Annotated in this window: 15 protein-coding genes; 3 read left to right on the forward strand and 12 right to left on the reverse strand. The window is 45.2% G+C overall.

The window, feature by feature from the left end; all coding sequences use genetic code 11:
- Positions 1-40 precede the first annotated feature (40 nt).
- Complete coding sequence (locus AC1RRY_RS18070; protein WP_492822013.1) at positions 41-757, forward strand: hypothetical protein; 717 nt, start codon at positions 41-43, stop codon at positions 755-757.
- Positions 758-1,121: 364 nt separating this feature from the next.
- Here AC1RRY_RS18070 and AC1RRY_RS18075 read toward each other — a convergent pair whose 3' ends face one another.
- The 7 genes from AC1RRY_RS18075 to AC1RRY_RS18105 form a co-directional block, all read right to left on the reverse strand.
- Positions 1,122-2,681, reverse strand: a complete 1,560-nt coding sequence (locus AC1RRY_RS18075; protein WP_492822011.1) for a DHA2 family efflux MFS transporter permease subunit — start codon at positions 2,679-2,681, stop codon at positions 1,122-1,124.
- A 3-nt stretch (positions 2,682-2,684) separates the two neighbouring features.
- Entirely contained in the window at positions 2,685-3,797 is a 1,113-nt protein-coding gene (locus AC1RRY_RS18080; RefSeq protein ID WP_492822009.1) for an HlyD family secretion protein, read from the reverse strand.
- A 134-nt stretch (positions 3,798-3,931) separates the two neighbouring features.
- Entirely contained in the window at positions 3,932-5,251 is a 1,320-nt protein-coding gene (locus AC1RRY_RS18085; protein ID WP_492822007.1) for a TolC family protein, read from the reverse strand.
- Position 5,252: 1 nt separating this feature from the next.
- Positions 5,253-5,684 carry a MarR family winged helix-turn-helix transcriptional regulator gene (locus AC1RRY_RS18090; RefSeq protein WP_492822005.1) on the reverse strand — a complete coding sequence of 144 codons (432 nt, stop codon included), beginning with the start codon at positions 5,682-5,684 and terminating at the stop codon, positions 5,253-5,255.
- 546 nt (positions 5,685-6,230) lie between these two features.
- Entirely contained in the window at positions 6,231-7,055 is an 825-nt protein-coding gene (locus tag AC1RRY_RS18095; protein WP_492822003.1) for a KilA-N domain-containing protein, read from the reverse strand.
- Between the two features lie 186 nt (positions 7,056-7,241).
- Positions 7,242-8,726 carry an Ig-like domain-containing protein gene (locus AC1RRY_RS18100; protein WP_492822001.1) on the reverse strand — a complete coding sequence of 495 codons (1,485 nt, stop codon included), beginning with the start codon at positions 8,724-8,726 and terminating at the stop codon, positions 7,242-7,244.
- A 290-nt stretch (positions 8,727-9,016) separates the two neighbouring features.
- The gene (locus AC1RRY_RS18105) at positions 9,017-10,612 is read right to left on the reverse strand and encodes an Ig-like domain-containing protein (protein ID WP_492821999.1); all 1,596 of its coding nucleotides are present in this window, start codon (positions 10,610-10,612) and stop codon (positions 9,017-9,019) included.
- A gap of 550 nt (positions 10,613-11,162) precedes the next feature.
- Here AC1RRY_RS18105 and AC1RRY_RS18110 point away from each other — a divergent pair.
- Positions 11,163-12,131: an alpha/beta hydrolase gene (locus AC1RRY_RS18110; protein ID WP_492821997.1), complete on the forward strand. Its 969-nt coding sequence runs from the start codon at positions 11,163-11,165 to the stop codon at positions 12,129-12,131.
- Positions 12,132-12,271: 140 nt separating this feature from the next.
- Here the strand turns inward: AC1RRY_RS18110 and AC1RRY_RS18115 are convergent, their stop codons facing one another.
- Entirely contained in the window at positions 12,272-13,141 is an 870-nt protein-coding gene (locus AC1RRY_RS18115) for an SDR family oxidoreductase (protein ID WP_492821995.1), read from the reverse strand.
- A gap of 122 nt (positions 13,142-13,263) precedes the next feature.
- On the opposite strand from AC1RRY_RS18115, the gene AC1RRY_RS18120 reads away from it, so the two are divergent.
- Positions 13,264-13,632, forward strand: a complete 369-nt coding sequence (locus AC1RRY_RS18120) for a winged helix-turn-helix transcriptional regulator (RefSeq protein WP_492821993.1) — start codon at positions 13,264-13,266, stop codon at positions 13,630-13,632.
- A 4-nt stretch (positions 13,633-13,636) separates the two neighbouring features.
- Here the strand turns inward: AC1RRY_RS18120 and AC1RRY_RS18125 are convergent, their stop codons facing one another.
- The 4 genes from AC1RRY_RS18125 to AC1RRY_RS18140 all read right to left on the reverse strand — a co-directional run bounded on the left by AC1RRY_RS18125 (position 13,637) and on the right by AC1RRY_RS18140 (position 19,159).
- Positions 13,637-14,089, reverse strand: a complete 453-nt coding sequence (locus tag AC1RRY_RS18125) for a YciI family protein (RefSeq protein WP_492821991.1) — start codon at positions 14,087-14,089, stop codon at positions 13,637-13,639.
- A 126-nt stretch (positions 14,090-14,215) separates the two neighbouring features.
- Entirely contained in the window at positions 14,216-14,959 is a 744-nt protein-coding gene (locus tag AC1RRY_RS18130) for a hypothetical protein (protein ID WP_492821989.1), read from the reverse strand.
- 339 nt (positions 14,960-15,298) lie between these two features.
- Positions 15,299-16,744 carry a serine hydrolase gene (locus AC1RRY_RS18135; protein ID WP_492821987.1) on the reverse strand — a complete coding sequence of 482 codons (1,446 nt, stop codon included), beginning with the start codon at positions 16,742-16,744 and terminating at the stop codon, positions 15,299-15,301.
- A 168-nt stretch (positions 16,745-16,912) separates the two neighbouring features.
- The gene (locus AC1RRY_RS18140; protein ID WP_492821985.1) at positions 16,913-19,159 is read right to left on the reverse strand and encodes a TonB-dependent receptor; all 2,247 of its coding nucleotides are present in this window, start codon (positions 19,157-19,159) and stop codon (positions 16,913-16,915) included.
- Positions 19,160-19,198 lie beyond the last annotated feature (39 nt).

Below are 19,198 nucleotides of genomic sequence, written 5' to 3' on the forward strand. Positions count from 1 at the left end.
TTTCGAAGTAAAATTTTAGAATAAATTAAGGCAAAGTTATATGAGAGTTATCACTTTACTTTTCTTAGTAATCCTCTTTGGTTGTAGCAAGCAAAAGACAAATAATCAAATTCAAATTGATGATTATGTTGTTTCGATTCCCAGTGACTGGTCAAAAATCGATTTGCAAGGTATTGATGTGGCTGTATATGGTTATACCAATCAAGAAGATACAATTTTTATTAGTTATGGCATGTATGTTGGCGAATTTACTGACTTGGAAGATTCCAAAGAAACTTTTGATACTTTAAGCTCATATATTGTTCAAAAAATAAAGCCGAAGTCCGGCAATTTAGGTCTTTGGGGACTTTATATAGGAGGAAGCAAAATCAGTAATAAGTTTAACATAACATCATCAGTAACAAATGAGAAAAATGTCTCTGTGGTAAAAGAGGTTTTTTCGTCATTGTATATAAATGAAAATTGTAATGGAATTTGTAATCCTGATGTTATTGGAGAAATAATATATGAAAGGCAATGCTTTGGTTGTCATGGCAATTTTAAAGAGGGCTTTGCAAAAATATCCTTGGAAAATCTGATTAAAGATAAAAATGCTGATTGGATAAATGATTGGCTGAAGAGTGAGTCCTTTCGTAGTTTAAACAAACGCAGCTCATATAATACCTTTGAAGGGTTAAAGGAAATGGATTGTGTAATACCTGAATTCACTACTCAGGAGGTGGAAAGTCTGGTTGTTTATTTAAAAAACCAAGAGTGAAAGTTTATTTAACCTAGTGTTCTAGAAAGCTTTCCAAACAACAAAGAATAAATATTGGCTTTTGTAGAGCCGTATTGCTATACGGCTCAAAGCCTATCTGCTCTGTGGCTTATCTGAAATGGCGATATTAAATGTAGAAATCAGACAGTGCTTAATTTCAATTCCTGCTTGCGTTCTAAGAACGCCTGACACAGCGACTAAATTTATATTTAGCCGAACTGCCATTCATTTATAATACATAGGAGTGCCTAGCATCGGAGCCGCAATGCATTGCGGCTCTACAAAAAATTAATCAATCATATACCCCACAAAAAAAGACACAACTATCGTCGTGCCTTTTTCAATCTATCAAAACAATAAAAAATTATTCCATTGCCATTTCGGTGTGGGCGGGGGCTTCTATTTTCTTGCCTGCAAAAAGTAATAATAATGGCAGGCAGACTAAAAAGAACGCGCCTATCACCAGAAAGGTGTCGGCATAGGTGAGTACCAATGCCTGCTTCACTACGGTGCCATACATCATTTTGTAGGCTTTTTCGGTGGCGGTTACCAGTGCATCGCCCCTAGACATAAACATGCCAATGAATTGCTTCATGCGGTCGGATGAAATCGGGTTGTAAACCGAGAGGTTATCTCCTAAACGATTGGTATGAAAAACCGTACGTGTAGAGATGTACGTGGTCATGATGGCTGTACCGAAAGTACCACCCAACTGACGCACCATGCTAGATAGGGCAGAGCCCTGCGCCATCTTGGCGGGTTCGAGGTCGGCCACGGTGATGGTCATAAGCGGAATAAAAATCAGACCCATGCCGATACCGCGAATCATGAGTGGCCAGAAGAAATCATCCGGGCCGGTTGAAAGGCTCAGGCCGGATAAATCATAACAGAAGGCCACAAACAAGCCGAAACCGATGGCGGCATACCAGATGGGCGACATCAGGTTTTTACGCATGATAACCCCCACCACGAGCATGATGAAGCCTGTCATGAGCGAGCCGGGCATCAACAATAGCCCCGTCTGGCTGGCAGTGAAGCCCAGGATGGTCTGACAAAAAACGGGTATGATAAACACCGAAGCAAACAAACCAAAACCCAGTATGAAGTTAAAGAGGTTGGCTACGGCAAACCGTCTGCTGGCGAGGAGCCTTAAATCGAGTATCGGTATTTTGGCAATAATCTGGCGCCAGATGAAACCTATCAGTCCGACGGCGGCAATGATGCTCATCATGACTATGAAGCCCGAATCGAACCAATCTTTTTCGTGTCCTTTTTCGAGGATAATCTGTAAACCACCTACACCCATTACGAGCATCACGAGTGCGAGCCAGTCCATCTTACCTGCGGGTACAGGCTCGTCAGGTTCTTTGATATAGCTGAACGTGAGAAAGGTGGCGAGTATCCCGAACGGAATATTGATGTAGAATATCCAGCTCCACGAAAGGTGGTCGGTAATGTACCCACCCAGTGTAGGCCCGATAGAAGGCCCGATGATAACGCCCATACCAAAGATGGCATTGGCCAGACCCAGGTCTTCTTTCGGGAAGGTCTGAATCAGGATGGACTGCGCGGTTGTCAGTAGGCCTCCGCCTCCGATACCCTGTACCACACGGAAGAACACCAGCTCCCATACATTGGTCGATAATCCACAGAAAATAGAGGAAATCGTAAACACAATGATGGATGCGGCAAAATAATTACGGCGGCCGAGCCTGGCGCTCAACCAGCCCGACATGGTAATCATGATGGCGCTGGCGGCCGCGTAGCCCGTTACCACCCAGCTGATGTCACCCAGCGATGCCCCCAGATTCCCCATCATCTGGTTCAACGTAACGTTGACGATGGACGAGTCGATGGTCTGGAGCAGAGCAGCCGTGGTGACGGTCAGCACTATTATCCATTTATCAAATCCTAATTTCAACATAGCTTATTTCTTTTGGATGTCAACGGCTACTGCTACGCTCAGACCCGGGCGTAATTTGGCAAAAACCGGACTTTTCTTGTCTATTTCAATTCTTACGGGTACACGTTGTACTACTTTTACGTAGTTACCGGTGGCGTTGTCTGGTGGTATCAAAGAGAACTTGGCACCGGTGGCTCCGGCAAAAGATTCTATTTTGCCTGTCAGTTTTTCTTCACCGTAAGCATCAACCGTTATCTCAACCGGCTGGCCAAGCTGCATTTCGGTCAATTGGGTTTCTTTAAAATTGGCGGTTACCCACAGATCATCGTTGTTCACGATGGCACAAAGCGCCTGGCCGGGTTGAATTAACTGACCCACCTGCACTGCGCGTTTCGACACAATACCTGATGATGGCGCTATCACAACCGTATATGATAACTGCAAGCGTGCTAAGTCTAGTTCTGCCTGACGTTGCTTAACAGTAGCCTGTGCTACGCCAATCTGGCTGGCAATGGCTTTGCGTTGCGAGCTGGTAACGCCTGTCTGGCTGGTAGCGGCATTTACCTGCAACTGGGCAGTTTCCAGTTGTGACTGCGCGGCTTGTAGGGCAGCCTGTGCCGCGTCTCTTTCTGCCTGAATGTTATCAAACTGCTGTTGCGGAATGGTTTTTTCGGCCAGTAGTCGACTATAACGGTCGAAATCGCGGGTAGCTTTTTGCAGGCGAATCTGTGCGGCTGCTACGTTGGCTTGTGCAGTGCTTACCTGATTACGGGCTGTTTGTACATTGGCCTGTGAACTCTGAATGGTAGCCGAAGCAACACCTACATTAAACTGGCTCACTCCACCACCGGCTTCGGCGGTTTGCAAGGCTGCTTCTGCCTGTGCTACACGAATGCGGTAGTCGGCATCGTCAATTACAAAAAGGGTGTCACCTGCTTTTACAAACTGGTTGTCTTTGAAGCGAATGGCTTTTACATATCCGCCTATTTTCGGTGTTACCGGGTCAACGTCTCCATCAATCTGGGCGTCGTCGGTGGTTTCGAAGCGTTGCAGGTACTGGATCTCTTTATACCCATATATCAGTGCGGCAATCAGTACGATGCCCCCCACTACTCTGAAAATGATTTTGTTATTCATGATTCTATTATGAAATAATGTGTTTTGAAATGATTTGCCCTCACCCCAACCCCTCTCCCGGAGGAGAGGGGCTTTTTTGCGTTTGTTTTCGGGGTTGGCGGTCGGTTTTGCGTTTGTTTTTATTTTTTATAGGGTTAATTCCCTGCCGTGGCTTTTAGTAATTTCTGATAGGCCAGCCGGGCATCTACTTTTGAGTTAATCAGGTTTAAACGTGCCTGCAACAAAAAGCTATCGGCATCGAGCAACTCGGTGGAACCAACCAGACCATTGCGGAAACGCGATTCGGTCAGCCGATAGTTTTCCTGTGCCTGTGCCAATGCAGTGTTGATTACCTTTTGCTGTTCTAATGCCAGTTCGTAATTGTGATAGGCGGCTACTACCTCACTGCGAATCTGGTCGGTTTGCTGCTGGCCCTGCATTATGCTTTCGTTGATGGCTGCTTTAGCACTGTTGATGCGCCCTTTGAGGTTATAAAGTGCCCCGATATTGTAGGTGATACCCAGGCCGACGTTCCAGGCATTGATGAACGTATTGGCCTCGGGGATGATGCTCGCCGACGGATTGACATAATTATATCCTGCCGACAGCCCCAGATGTGGGTATTTATTGCTTTTCACCAGTCGTAGCTGAGCATCGGCTGATTGTTGTCGTAAAGCGTTGGCTTGCAGCTCAGGGCGCCGCTGGATGGCGTTGTTCTGAAAATCGCTCAGCGATTCAAGTGTTACTGCACCGTTGCTCAACGTAGTATCTACCGCTATAGCGCTGCTGTTTTCATAACCTATCAGCAAACCGAAGTTAAATAGGGCGGTCTGGCGGGCTTTATCTACCTGCAGGCGGTTTAGCTCCAGATTGTGTTTCTGTAATTGCAGTTTCAGCACTTCATTCGGTAATATTACTCCTTCTTTTTCGAGGTTACGGGCATCACGTTCGCGTTCGTCAAACTGTGCAATGTTGCGGTTGATGATGTCTGTGGTGCGGATGAGCTTCACGATGTTATAGTAAGACTCGGTAACGGTGTATACCAAATCCTGACGGTTGCGTTGGGCATCCAGTTTGCTGGCTTGTACCAGCAAGTCGGCCGATTGTTGGGCAGCTTTCTCGGCAAAACCGGCGAAAATCTCTTTTTTGATAGATACGCCTCCCATGGTGGCGCTGAATCCTCCGGCCGGGAGGCCTAACAATGGTTTGCCGTCTTCACCCTCGCCAAAGGCAAATGGCGTGATCAGACTAAAGCGGGAATACGTTAAGTTGGCGCCGGCTGTCGGCAAGTTGCGGTCTTTTGTTTCCTGAGCTTTGGCTTCGGCGGTTTGCACACGCAAGTCGGCGGCTTTCAATCCCTTGTTGTTTTTGACGGCCATTTCTATGGCCTGACTCAAGGGCATTGGCTCCGGCTGGGCGAGGGCAGAGCCGATGCTCAGGCAGCTTATTCCAATAGCTGTGATGTACTTTTTCATTTTATCTGGTTCTGATTTTTAACAAAAGTGTATTCAGTGTTTTTACTTCTTCGTCGGACAAGTGATTGACGATTGACTCGAAATTCTGAAATTCCAATCCCACTTGCTTCACAAACTCGTTCGATTCTTCCGTGAGCCGTAGCATTACCTTCCGGCGGTTGACGGGGTCTGTTTCGCGCACAATCAGGTTCTTTTTTATCAGCCTGTCGGTGAGGCGGGTCATATCGGGATTAGATTCGTGCATTTTACTTTTCAGTTCTCCGGCGTTCAGGCTATTGGGGTAGGCCTCCTGCAGTTGGCGCAACACACTATATTGCTGAACCGAAAGCTGAAAAGGGGCGAGCTTCTGGTCGAAATGATTGAAGATGTAGCCATCTGTGATATGCAGATTGGCTATCAGCTCGTGGTATTGATTTTTATACTTTTTTTCCATGTCCTGTTCGAAATCGAAGCAAATGTAGAGATGATATTCGTTTAAACAAATAACGTTTGAACAATGGTGTGTTCGAATAGGATTATGGAAAGATTAGTTAGATTTTTTTGTGGAATAATTAGAAACGAAATAGAGGCGTATTAAAGAATTTTAATGAAGTAAGTAATTTGTTATTAGTGGTTTGTGTTTTTAGTGTGATGGTTTTGTGAGTTCTTATTAAAATGTGATTAAAGTTGGATTGGGAGTGGGAATAGGGCAGAGGGCATGGGGCAAAGCAACCTGGATGTAGAGGCAGGGCATTGCCCTGTCTCGGCAATATTTAATACGGTTAATATTCCTGTCGGTTTAATGGAAGGTTCGAAATAGCCAAGAGACTATCAATTCTTGCAAACCATTCTTTATGCGTTCTAAAAACGCTTTGAACAACGGCTAAATAAACATTTAGCCGAACAGACCCTGATGTACAGGTTAACAATTCTATTGCAGATTATATATAGTAGGATAGGGGGATTATTATAATTGCTGATATCTCATTTTCCATTAATTTTATTTCAATTTCTTTATTGCCTTGTTTTCAAGCAAAGATTTCATTTGGGTTATAGCAACTTTATTGAGCTGGATAAGCCTTTCGCTTTGAGAAAGCCCTTGTCGAATGAGCAAAGCATTAATACTTTCCATATTACTTAGCACAACTAGTTGTTCCAATGTTGCATAATCTCTTATGTTTCCATCTTTGTTTGTGTTGCTTGTCCGCCATTCTTTGGCAGTAATTCCGAAAAGAGCCATATTCAATAAATCAGCTTCGTCGGCATACACGAAACCGGTTTGTTGTTTAGTAATTTCTTTGGGTATCAGGTTTTCCTTGATGGCATCGGTATGAATGTGATAATTTACTTTAGCTAATGTGCGTTGCAGGTTCCATTCTAATTTCAGACGGTGGTTTTCTTCCTCTTTCAAGCGTTGAAATTCCTTGATGAGATAGAACTTAAACTCAGCACTTAACCAGGAGGCAAATTCAAACGCTATATCCTTGTGAGCAAAGGTACCTCCGTATCTACCTGTTTTTGAAACGATCCCAATAGCATTGGTTTCTTCAATCCAACGTTTGGGCGTAAGTGAAAAACTGTTAGCGCCTGCCATATTTTTAATTCCATCGAATTCGATGGAATTAAAATGAGGATTATTAAAAGTTTCCCATAAGCCTATAAACTCAATGGTACTTCTGTTTCTCATCCAGTTCTGAAGAATGTAATCACTACGCTCTGCATCTCTATACCTCGCAATATCGGTCAGTGATATGAAATCTTCTTTATGATCCTCATACAAAACAATGTCAATGCCCTGAACTTCTATTCTCTTATTTTTTGTCATAAACTTTCATGTAAAAAACAAATATACAAAAAGGAGTTAGCCGATGCTTATATTATATAATCCTGAAATAGATTTACAAACCATGAATACCATTGCAATGTCCTTTTACCTGGCTGAGGCTTTCAAACATAGGAGACTCTGCTTGGGCAATATTAGGATGAAATGACGTTCTGAATCAACCAAAACCTATCTCTCGTAAATCTGTGCATTGCTTGTAAATGCAGTTACTTGTGGAGCCGTTTTTCCCGGAAATGCCTCGACTTTAATGGTTCTGTTGTCTATCATCTGAACCAGCAAAACACCTTCAACCGTATTGGCAGCACCTATTTTTATGGGTCCCTGATAGGTTTGCCTGTCCCATTGTCCACCAGGCACAGTATAGGTGAGGTCAGCCAGTTCATACTTCACCAAACCACTTGATGTTGTGACGCTTTTCGGATCGGGCGTATTTCCCTTAACAGCAAACTGCCAGCCGGCTCTTGCCTGATCATCAGTGGCGCCGGGCTTATACCATCTCCCGATGGATATCTCAACAGCATCAGGATCGAACGTATGATAGGCAAAAACCAGATGGCCACGCCAGTAGTCATATCCCTGCCCTGATGCACCGCTATAGCCATTGGTGTTCTGCAAAAACCAGGTGCCTGCCAGTTTGCCGTCAATGTCGTACCCGATTACACCACCTCTTGGCTCGGCAGTACGCGGGTTTTTGGCAAGCATCATGGCCTTTACGCTGGCATTGTAATAGACAAAAGGATCAGACACGAAAATCTTTCCTTGCTCGGTATAATGTTCAGGAACGATCCACTTTTTCTCCGGAGCATTCGTGTCAAAAACACCGACATCGAGCGATTGCCCGCCAACTTTTGCCACCTGCTGACCCGCAGTTACCTTAATATACATAGTCTTACTTGTTCCGGCGGGGATATTCCCGAAAGCCGCCGCCATATCATCAGGCAGACTCGTAATCAGAGAGAGATAAGTATAGGTGTTGCAAGAGTGCTGAATCATGATATCATAGTTATCACGGGGTGCCAGGTGCGTTTCAATTTGTGTTTGGGTATGTCCTACTTTTACTATGTAACCGTCAGCAGGAGCATATACGCCAAATTCAGGAGGATTCGGTGCCAGTAAGTTTTTAGGGTAATAGTATTGGTGATCAATAGGTGTAACGTGACCTTTCCACATGTATCCCAAAGGATAGATGATTTCAAGATCTTCGGTTTTCATGATGGGCGCTGTGAAAGTCACATTGCCTGTGCCCGGGTAATCTGTCGCATCACATAAGCAGCCAAGACTTTTACTAACGGCAGTTTGATTGGCGCCAACTGTGATGGTTGCCTTTCCAACCACATTATCGACAAAAGCCCGGATCTCACTCGTACCCGCCGCAAGTGCCGTTACCAATCCTGTATTGCTGATTAAAATCGGATTAGGATCTGTCAATGACCATTGAATTGTTTTTCCCGTCAGCACATTACCTGCCCCGTCTTTCACCTCCGCAACAGCCTGTGAAGTTTTTCCGATACGGTTGAGTTCGGCGGCAACCTTTATTGTAATTGAAGCGGTACCTGAATTTGATTTAGGCGACTGGTCTGTTTTTTTACAGGAGATGGTTAATGTAATGGCGAGAAGTAAGAGCGCAGCAGACGTATTAAAAGTGTTTTTCATCGGTCATAGGTTAATAATCAAATATAGAAATCACAATTGAAATCAACAAGATGCCCATGTAATTTATTTATGTCTGGGGCATAGGGCAGAGAGCAAAGGGTCGAGGGCGAAGAGCAGAGGGGGTGTTAAGAGCAAAGAGCATAGGGTGGTAGAGGCAGGGCATTGCCCTGTCTCTAACTATTGATGATTCACTTCACTGTCGGCAAATGTGGATGAGCATTTAGCCGAACAGGGAAAGTAATGAAAACTTCCGGACTTTATGACCCGCCCGAAACCTATTGAACCAAAACCTACCTCTCGTAAATCTGCGCATTGCTTGTAAAGGCAGTTACTTGTGCAGCTGTTTTTCCCGGAAATGCCTCGACTTTAATTGTTCTGTTGTCTATCATCTGAACCAGCAAAACACCTTCAACTATATTGGCAGCACCTATTTTTATGGGTCCCTGATAGGTTTGCCTGTCCCATTGTCCACCAGGTACAGTATAAGTGAGGTCAGCCAGTTCATACTTCACCAAACCACTTGAGGTTGTGATGTTTTTCGGATCGGGCGTATTTCCCTTAACAGCAAACTGCCAGCCGGCTCTTGCCTGATCATCAGTGGCACCGGGCTTATACCACCTTCCGATAGATATCTCAACGGCATCAGGATCGAATGTATGATAGGCAAAAACCAGATGGCCGCGCCAGTAGTCATTTCCCTGTCCTGATGCCCCGGTATAGCCGTTTGTATTCTGTAAAAACCAGGTGCCTGCCAGTTTTCCGTCAATGTCGTATCCGATTACTCCACCTCTAGGCTCTACAGTACGCGGATTCTTAGCGAGCATCATGGCCTTTACGCTTGCATTGTAAAAGAAAAAAGGATCAGACACGAAAATCTTTCCTTGCTCGGTATAATGTTCAGGAACGATCCACTTTTTCTCCGGAGCATTCGTGTCAAAAACACTGACATCGAGCGATTGCCCACCAACTTTTGCCACCTGTTGACCCGCAGTTACCTTGATATACATATTCTTACTTGTTCCGGCAGGTATATTGCCAAAAGCCGCCGCCATATCGTCAGGCAGACCGGTAATCAAAGAAAGATAAGTGTAGGTGTTACAAGAGTGCTGAATCATGATATCATAATTATCACGGGGTGCCAGGTGTGCTTCAATTTGTGTTTGGGTGTGCCCTACTTTTACTATGTAACCATCCCCGGGAGCATAGACGGCAAATTGCGGGGGAATCGGTGCGAGTAAGTTTTTAGGGTAATAGTATTGGTGATCAATAGGTGTAACGTGACCTTTCCACATGTATCCCAAAGGATAGATAATTTCAAGGTCTTCGGTTTTCATGATAGGCGCTGTGAAAGTCACATTGCCTGTGCCCGGGTAATCTGTCGCATCACATAAGCAGCCAAGACTTTTACTAACGGCAGTTTGATTGGCGCCAACTGTGATGGTTGCCTTTCCAACCACATTATCGACAAAAGCCCGGATCTCACTCGTACCCGCCGCAAGTGCCGTTACCAATCCTGTATTGCTGATTGAAATCGGATTAGGATCTGTCAATGACCATTGAATTGTTTTTCCGGTCAGCACATTACCTGCCCCGTCTTTAACCTCCGCAATAGCCTGCGAGGTTTTCCCGATACGATTGAGTTCAGTTGCAACCGTTATTGTAATTGAAGAAGTGATGCCGACTGCACCAGTACCCGTCCCTGTGCCAGTACCTCCGGTACCTGGGCCAGTGCCAGTGCCGGTACCAGTACCCGGACCCGGACCAGTCCCTGTTCCGGTGCCGGTTCCTGAATTTGGTTGAAGTGATTGGTCTTCTTTTTTACAGGAGATTGTAATTGAAATGGCAAGAAATAAGAGAACAGCAGAGGTGTTAAAAATATTTTTCATCGGGCATAGGTTAATATTCAAATATAGAAATCGGAACTGAAATCAACAATATGCACGGGTAATTTATTTATGTCTGGGGCATAGGGCAGAGAGCAAAGGGTCAAGGGCAAAGAGCAGAGGGCCAAGAGCAAAGAGCACATAAGGTGGCAGGGACCGTGCATTGCCCGGTCTCAATGGATTTATGTGAAATTCTATCAGAAGAGTACCATAAATTTGAGTAAGAGGATGTTAATTCTTGCACCTGTTCTTTATGCGTTCTAAGAACGCTTTACACACCGACTAACAATTCCATTGTGGATGAAAATTTAGCCGAACGGGGGAGCAGAGGGCAAAGAGCAAAGGGTCGAGGGTGAAGAGCATAGGATGGTAAAGGCAGGGCATAGCCCGGTCTCTACAGATTCACGTGATATAATTTGCCTATTGTTTGCATTTTAAACATGATATTCCCATTAGTTTAATGGCAATTGCAGTAATAAAAAATCCACTCTGTTTTGTTGAAATTGCACTTATCTTATTTATTTTTGTATATAAACCCTGCCTTTGGAATTCTATGAAAATAAATCTCAGAAAAATCGTGTACGTTGTTCTCGCACTTATTGCCCTTATTCTCGTTGTCGGACTGGCGCTGGCATTTTTCCCTGCCGAATCAAGAACCCATCATGTGGGTGTGTCGCCTGAAGAGGCTGCCCGTTTAAGAAAGAATTACACAGATGCCCATCAGGTGCTTACTACTTCTGATGGTGAAACGCTGTTCATCCGGCGATGGAATCCTGATAGTGTTGTTGCTGCCAAAAAAGATCTGGCAGTGTTGATTTTTCATGGCATTACGGCCTATAGCGGGGCGTATGACATGGCCGGGAAAACGATAGCCGCCGGTGGCTATACCACTTTTGGGCTGGATTATCGAGGGCACGGTCTGTCGGGAGGTAACCGGGCAGATGCTAAAAGCAAAGATAGGTTTACTGCAGATTTGACAGAAACCGTGCGATATATTAAGAGTCTCGGTTTCAGTAAAGTAGTGGTAATGGGGCATAGCCTTGGGGTGGTGTCGAGCATTGTGGTGGCTAATGCTATTCCTGACGAACTAGCCGGGTTGATATTGCTTTCGGGGGCTTATGAGAGACGCAAGGAGGCCGAAGTAGTGCAACCCTCGTGGCTGCAGAAAGCCAGAATTATTGCCAGCTCGGTTTTCCGGCCATCGCATCAGGCGGTTGAGTATTACCGTGAGGGCATGACCGTTTCTAAAGACCCTCTGTACAATTACAGGTATACGCTCCGGTTTGTGACCCTGGTGCCACCTAAAGAACTGAAAATATTCAAGGATACACATCTGCCGATTATGGTCGGCATTGGCGACAAAGACGAGTTGTTTACTGTTGAAAAAGCCAAAGAATTTTACGATCTGATACCCGGAAACCAAAAGGAATTTGTGGTATTGAAGGATACGTATCATGCTAAATTCCCGACTGAGAGCTGGCAGGAGTGTGTCAACTGGCTGGATAAGACGTTTGTGAAATAAGGGTGTGAATTTGCGATAGAATTTGGTAGAGCCACATTGCATGTGGCTCTCAGCATGTCTGTTCAGTAGATGATAAGCAATTGGGGAGGATATTCATTTAAAGTGTGATATCATCCCCTGGAGACGGATGCAATCCGTCTCTACGCCGAATAAACCTCTGTCAAAAAATCCTTCACAGAACCGGGTTTTCTGCCTAGTAATGTTTCTAAATCGGTTTCGGTAGAATCGAATTCTCCTTGTTTGAATGCCTCGGCGAAGCCAACTGTTACGGCTATCACTTCAGCAGGAAGGCCTGCGCCACTTAGTACTTGCTCAAACACTGCCGGTTCGGGACTTACATAAGCCACTTCTTTACCGGCTGCCTCGCCGATGATACGGGCGATATCATGGAACGTAACGGTTTCAGTGTTTGAAATCAGATAGTCCTGGTTTTCGTGGCCTGTGCCTGTCAGAATGTTGGCGGCTGCTTCGGCCATGTCGCTGCGTAGTGTGAAAGCTACCGCGCTATCATCGGCAGGGAGAAATACGCCGGTCTCGGTCACGTTTGGTCCTACAAATACCGGAATCATATCAGCATAGATATTATTGCGGAGAATGGTGTAGGTTAGTCCGTTCTCTTTCAATGCTTTTTCCGTCGAAAGGTGTGATTTGGCTACTAATGCTATCGGAGAAGTTTCGGTTTCGTTTTTACGGATAAAGCTGGTATAAACTACATGCCCTACACCTGCTTCTTTGGCAGCCTTTACTACATTTTCATGTTGTAGCCCGCGGTTTACTACGTCGTTGCCCGATACAAAAAGCAGTTTATCTATACCTTTGAAGGCTTCTACCAGAGAGGTGTAATTGTCATAATCGCCGGTTATGATATGGACGCCTTTAGCTTTTAAGTCGCCCGCTTTGGCTTCGTCTCTTACGAGCGCCGCTATTTCATTGGCAGGAGTGCCCTTTTTTAACAGAAAATCGATGGTTGCAGCACCGAAAGGTCCGGTTGCGCCTGTTACTAAAATCATGGTCTTGAATTTTTTCTTTTTGAAATGAACTTGTTGATGCAAAAGTATCTATATTTGCTATATAAAATATAGTTATATACTTTAGTATAGTGCTATACTAAAGTATAGTAGATCAAAAAAATATGGTACCGACTAAAATAATGGACTTTGCCGAGGTGAAAGCCTGCCCCGAGCAGTTTGTGCTGGCGCTGAACGACACCCTGAATGTATTGACAGGCAAATGGAAACTGCCTATACTGGGCTCGTTGCTGTTTGGTATTAAGCGGTTTACTGAGATTCAGCGGAATATACCTAAGATAACTCCCCGCATGCTTTCAAAAGAGTTGAAAGAATTGGAGCTGAACGGCATGGTGAAACGGGTGGTGTATGATGCCACCCCGGTGTTGGTAGAATATGAATTGACGGACTCTGCCCGCAGGGTATCAGACGTGATTGACAGCATGCTGATTTGGGGTTTGAACCACCGCAGAGTAACTATGAACGCCAATTAAAATATCAGAAGCTTTTCTTCTGCACTTTGTCGTGTTCTTTTAAATAGAGCGGCAAGGCTGCAGAGCCATACCAGGGGTATATTTCGGCTTCCAGTACTTTGGCTTTGATGGCGGGGTCGGTGTCGAGCAGTGTTTTTGCTTCTTCAACCGATGCGGTGTTCAGTACGAATATTCCTCTGTAATTCTTGTCATTCTTACCCAAAGGGCCGGCGATAACCAGTTTACCGATAGAAACCATGCGATCCATGTTCTGCATGTGTCCGCGAAACAGGCTGTCGGTGGTGGTCTTATTGGCAGTAGTGTTGCTTCCGGTTTTCAGTATCACGAGCGTATACATTTTCATACCGTAGTCGTCGGCACCGAGGGAGTCGGCCAGAGACTTGTTGTATTTGGGTTTTTGGGCGTAGGCTGCGAAAGTAAACGCAAGCAGGAATAAGGTTAGCAGATGTTTCGGCATAGGTCCGGTTGTTTGATGCAGTAAATATTGGAAAATACGCCATTATATGCAAGCAGATAATTACCAAAAAATACCCACCGGATTTGGATTTTCCGGTGGGTATTTCATAGAATTCAAGCGATAGACTTACAACTTGTACTCATATTTATAAGTAATGCCGTTGTCTTCATGCACTTCGGTAGGGTAACCTTCTTTGTCATATTTGAAAGTACGCTCAAAATTAACTCTTCCCGTGGCTTTGATTACATTGTTGGGGCTTTTGTTGAAAGCGCTTATCCATTGCGGGCGCTGATTTGCCCGATAATACGGATTGATTTTGTCGTCAAAAGTATAATAAGTTACTTCACCGCCGGCGTTGGTTTCTTTTATCAGATTTCCCCGGTCATCGTATTCAAAAGTAGTAACTACTGAATTCGTGCGGCTATCAAAAATGCTGTTAATAGATTGTTTCTCCACCTGTCCTTTGGCATTGTAGGTAAACTCTGTGGTAGAATTGGTTCTGACAACCTTTGCCAACTGCCCTTGGGTGTTGTATTCAAAAGTTTCTTCCGATTTGATACCCGCAGCCGGATTACATAACGACATAGTGCTCGAATACATGCTGCGCATAGTGGTTAACAACTTATGGATTCGTCCGTTGCGGTATTCGTAAGTGTATTCGTCGGTCGGGTTGGTTTCACAGATAATGAAAGAGTTTTCTTTCACCAACAGGTCTTTGTTGTATTCCAGTTTCAGGTTCGGCTTATCGTTGGCTGTAAGTGCAACCATTTTTTTACCCTGAATACCCAGTGTATTTTTATCGCTATCAACCGATTCTTTGGAACAGCTCATGCTCAAAACAAATACTGATAAAATAGCCAGTTTTTTCATTGTGTTATAAAATTTGAATGAAAGTGCGGAGAACTCTAATCAAATTTAATAAAAACCATGCAGAAAGGTGAAAAAAAATGCATTTTCATGATTTATCGGTTGGAAATTTTTTGTGAGGGTGAGAAGGGTTTAATTAGGCTGTCTCAAAAAGAAAAGATGCAAAATATTATTTGGTGCCAAAAGAACCCCACTCTCTAAATCTCTCTCCCCAACAGTGGGGAGAGAGACTTTAAGTCCTTCCCCACTGTTGGGGAAGGGTTGGGATGGGGTTTTTGCCAAAAATTATTTGGTTTAGAATCTTTTTGAGACAGCCTCAAATGAAAAAAAATAGCTTGAATTTTATTTCCCCAGCCGTTCCAGTATTTTTTTGCCGCCATTGTTGTTCGGATTAAGTTCTACTGATTTCCGGTACATCTGAATGGCCTCTTCTTTTTGGCCGAGTTTCAGCAGTACTTCTCCCAGGCTGTCATACACATTCCAGCTTTCGGGATACAGGCTTACGTTCAGGCGGAAGAGTGCCAGGGCATCGTGGTTGCGGTCTGTGCTCATAACTCTGTAAGCCCAGTCGTTCAATTCGTTTTCGTCAGGCTTGAATGTGGGGTCTTTTTTGCGTGCTTCTGCCACTACCTCCGGGGCTTTGGCGAAACCACGTTTGTTGAGCTCTACTCTGAGCAGGGTGATTGGGTCAGCCGCCGGAATATCAGGGTTATAGATGCCGGCCAGTTCTTCCAGAAAGTTTTCGGGCGACGAACCACCGAGATTAGTCAGTACGATGACAGCCAGGTTGTCGTCTGGGTATACCAGAAACGCCGAGCGACCACCGCCCGACATACCTATGGCCCAATGTTTGGCTCTGAATTTGGTTAAACCCCAACCCAAAGCTGAATGTGTGGGATTACCGTTATTGTATGTCCCTGGCGACCACAGCGTTTTCAAGGCCTCTTTGGTTTTTAATAATTTGCCTTGTTGCAAGGCTATAACCCATTGTGCCATTTCTCCGGCGGTTGTGTTTAAACCGGAGGCTGTTCTATGATAAGGTGCGAATTCCGCATAATTATTAGTCAGCCTAGGTTCTGCCAACGGATACCCGTCCATTGCTTTTTTGAAAGTGTAAGTAGGTGCAAAATGTGGAATCACATCCCGGGAGTCGCCAAAAACGGTATGCGGCATACCCACTTTATCAAATTGCAATTCCTGAAACACCTGTGTAAAGGGTTTACCGCGCAGTTTGTCGATTACTTTGGCCAGCAGAAAATAGTTGGTCTGGTTGTAACTATATTGGTCGCCGGTCGGAAAATCCATTGGCATGGTCTGTATTTTTTTCCAGTTGGCGGGTTCATTGGCACTACCGGCGGGGTCTTGTAGGCGAACAATATCGGGCAAGCCGGAAATATGTGTGAGCAATTGCTTAATGGTAATAGGTTGCCAGAGCGTAGGCAGGCTGTCGATATAGGTTGAAATAGGTGCTGAAAGGTTGAGTTTCCCCTCTTCTACCAGTTGCATGATGGCTACACCCGTAAACACCTTGGTACATGAATTGATGGCAAAAATGCTCTGGTTATCGACCGGAATGTTATCCTGCAAATTGGCTATTCCGTAAGATTTGTTGAACACTACTTTGCCATTTTGTACCACGGCTGCCTGCAGGCCGGGTATTTTCAGGTCTTTCATCTGCCTGAGCAGGAATGCTTCTGTTTGTTTCTCTTTCGATTGGGCGTAAGCCAGGTGACTTATCAGTACTAACAGGGTAATGAGCTTTTTCATGAAAATGTCTATGATTTTCATGTGGAAACTGCGGGTTAGGGGAAAGGTTACAGATTATTTGCAGTTTAAGCAATGGTGAAACATCGTGCAGCTTTGTGTACTTTGTGGCAATTAGCTATTAGCCACTACACTCACTATGTGCACGATGTTTACACAATTCTATTGCGGTAATATTTCACAATTTTTTCATTAAAAACTAACCTGCAAAAAGGCCCGGGCATTGAATGGTGTGCCGGGGGTGAAGTGGATTTCTTCTACCGGTTCGGTTTCGTTTTGCAGGCGGCTTTCGGTGGCAAACTGGGTTTCTTTCCAACGGGTATTGAACAGGTTCTGAATCGTTACGCCCAGTGTATATTTGCCTTTGGTGTAGCTGGCAAGGGCATCGGTAACGAAATAGCCTTTGGCGGCAATGCTGCCATCTTCATTGGCGGGGCGGTCGCCTACATAACGGTAGCGCAGGCTACCGCTGAATCCGCTTTTGTTTTTCAGGGTCAAGCCGCCGATGCTCGTGAATTTCACGGCCAATGGCAGGAAGTTTTGTCCTTCGGCTTCGCCTACCGCACGAGGCTTGGCCCAGTTGGCATCGAAGTCGGCGAATAGGTTTCTGGTCAACTGGTAACGCACCGATACATCAAATCCGGTTCTGACTGATTGTCCCGAGGGTTCAACCACACCGGCATCACCCACATATACAAATTCCTGCTGCATCCACAGGTACCAGTAGGCGGCATTGATGAGCAGCTTAGGGAAGGGCTTCCAGGTTGTGCCCAAATCGGTTCCGTAAGCCGGAGGAAGTATGTCAAGACCGTTTTTAGCGACTACTACGCGGGTATCGTTCGAGTGGAATCCTTTGCCCAGATTCAGATAAAACTGCAGGTTTTTGTTTTGAGTATAATAGAAATTCAGCTTTGGTGATACGATTGATGCACTGGCCTTGCCGGTGGTATAGTTATGCAGGTGGTCGAGGTACTGATTATGGAAATAGTCGAAACGGATGCCCACCGTTGCAGACAGGCGGTTGCTGAGTTGAATGCTCTCGTCGGCATAAATGCCTATGTTGGCCTCATTGATGTTACCCAGTTTGAAGGTTTCAATCATTTCGGTTCGGTTTCTGGTGTGCGACAACTCCGAATTATTAGTCATATCGTGGCGGTAATTCAGCCCGATATTGAATGTCGACTGTTTCTGACCTATGCCATGGGCAATGGAATAATTGCTGTTGTATCCCCACAGGTTACGGGATTCTTCTTGCTTGATCTGATCGCCGTTGATGGGGTCTTCCAGAAAGAAAGTAAAGTTTGAGTATAACTCGAAATTATAGTTGGCATAGAAAAACTGGTTCTTCCAAACATGATTGTGCTTCGTAAGCGTTACCAGTTCTGCATTCAGGTTAGTTCGGTTCGTTTGTCCACCCTCGTTAGGGTCAATTGCACCGAAAAAGCCGATTTGTCCGTTAGCCACTGCTCTGTCAGGTATTTGTCCTGATGCCAACCATTTGCTCCAGAAAGTAGTGGCCGTCAGGCTGAGGTTGGTATTAGCGCTTAAGTGACCATGGTATTTGCCTAGCAGGTTGAGGCGTTTGAAATGCTGAGGGGCATCGAAATAGGCATCAGAATAATTGTACTCTCCAGCCAGGTAGGCGTTCTGGTCGTTTTTTTTCAGCACATTGGCACCACCCACCAGTCGATAGGTATTGAATTGACCCGCCTCGGCCTTTACAAAATTCTGATCCAGCACCGTTTTGGTACGGAAATTAGCCCAGCCTGCCGTGCTGAAATTGCCCTTATCGGCATCGTATAAACCTTTCTTGAAATCTACGCCGTCAATCAATTCGGGAATAATGAAGTGGGCATCGGCATAGCCCTGACCGTGAGCATGAGAAACCATGTTGATCGGCATGCCGTCGACCGTCAGGCGGATATCAGTACCGTGGTCGATGTCGAAGCCACGCAGGAAAATCTGTTCGGCTTTACCGCCTCCCGCATGCTGCCCAATGACAACCCCAGGAATAACGCGAAGCACTTCCTGCGAATTATTGATGTTGCGGAGCTTGATATCAAGACCGGAAATGACCTGCTGATGCTGAGGGTTGGCGGCGGAAACCTGTATTTCGTCCAGCGATACTTCGGTATCGGCCAGTATGAAATTGACTACTGAGGCTTCGTCGGCTTTTACTTCTACTGCACGGGTCTGGCCTATGTAGCCCATAAAAGAGACCTCGACCGTGTATGGAGCAGGGGAGAGATTGTTTATCTGAAAATAGCCTGATTCGTCGGTGATAGCTCCCCGGCTGAGGCCAGTTAAAACGATATTGGCACCACGAACCGGCTGTTTGGTTCGGGCGTCGGTTATCTTACCCACAATGGTTCCGAGGTGGGCGAAGGCGGTGGTAATGGTTAATAATTGTAAGAATAGTAAACGTTTAAGCAATGTCATAAGTGGTGGTTTGATTGATGAAAATCAGGGTGATATCTA

This window comes from Emticicia sp. GW821-FHT11C11, assembly GCF_058808615.1.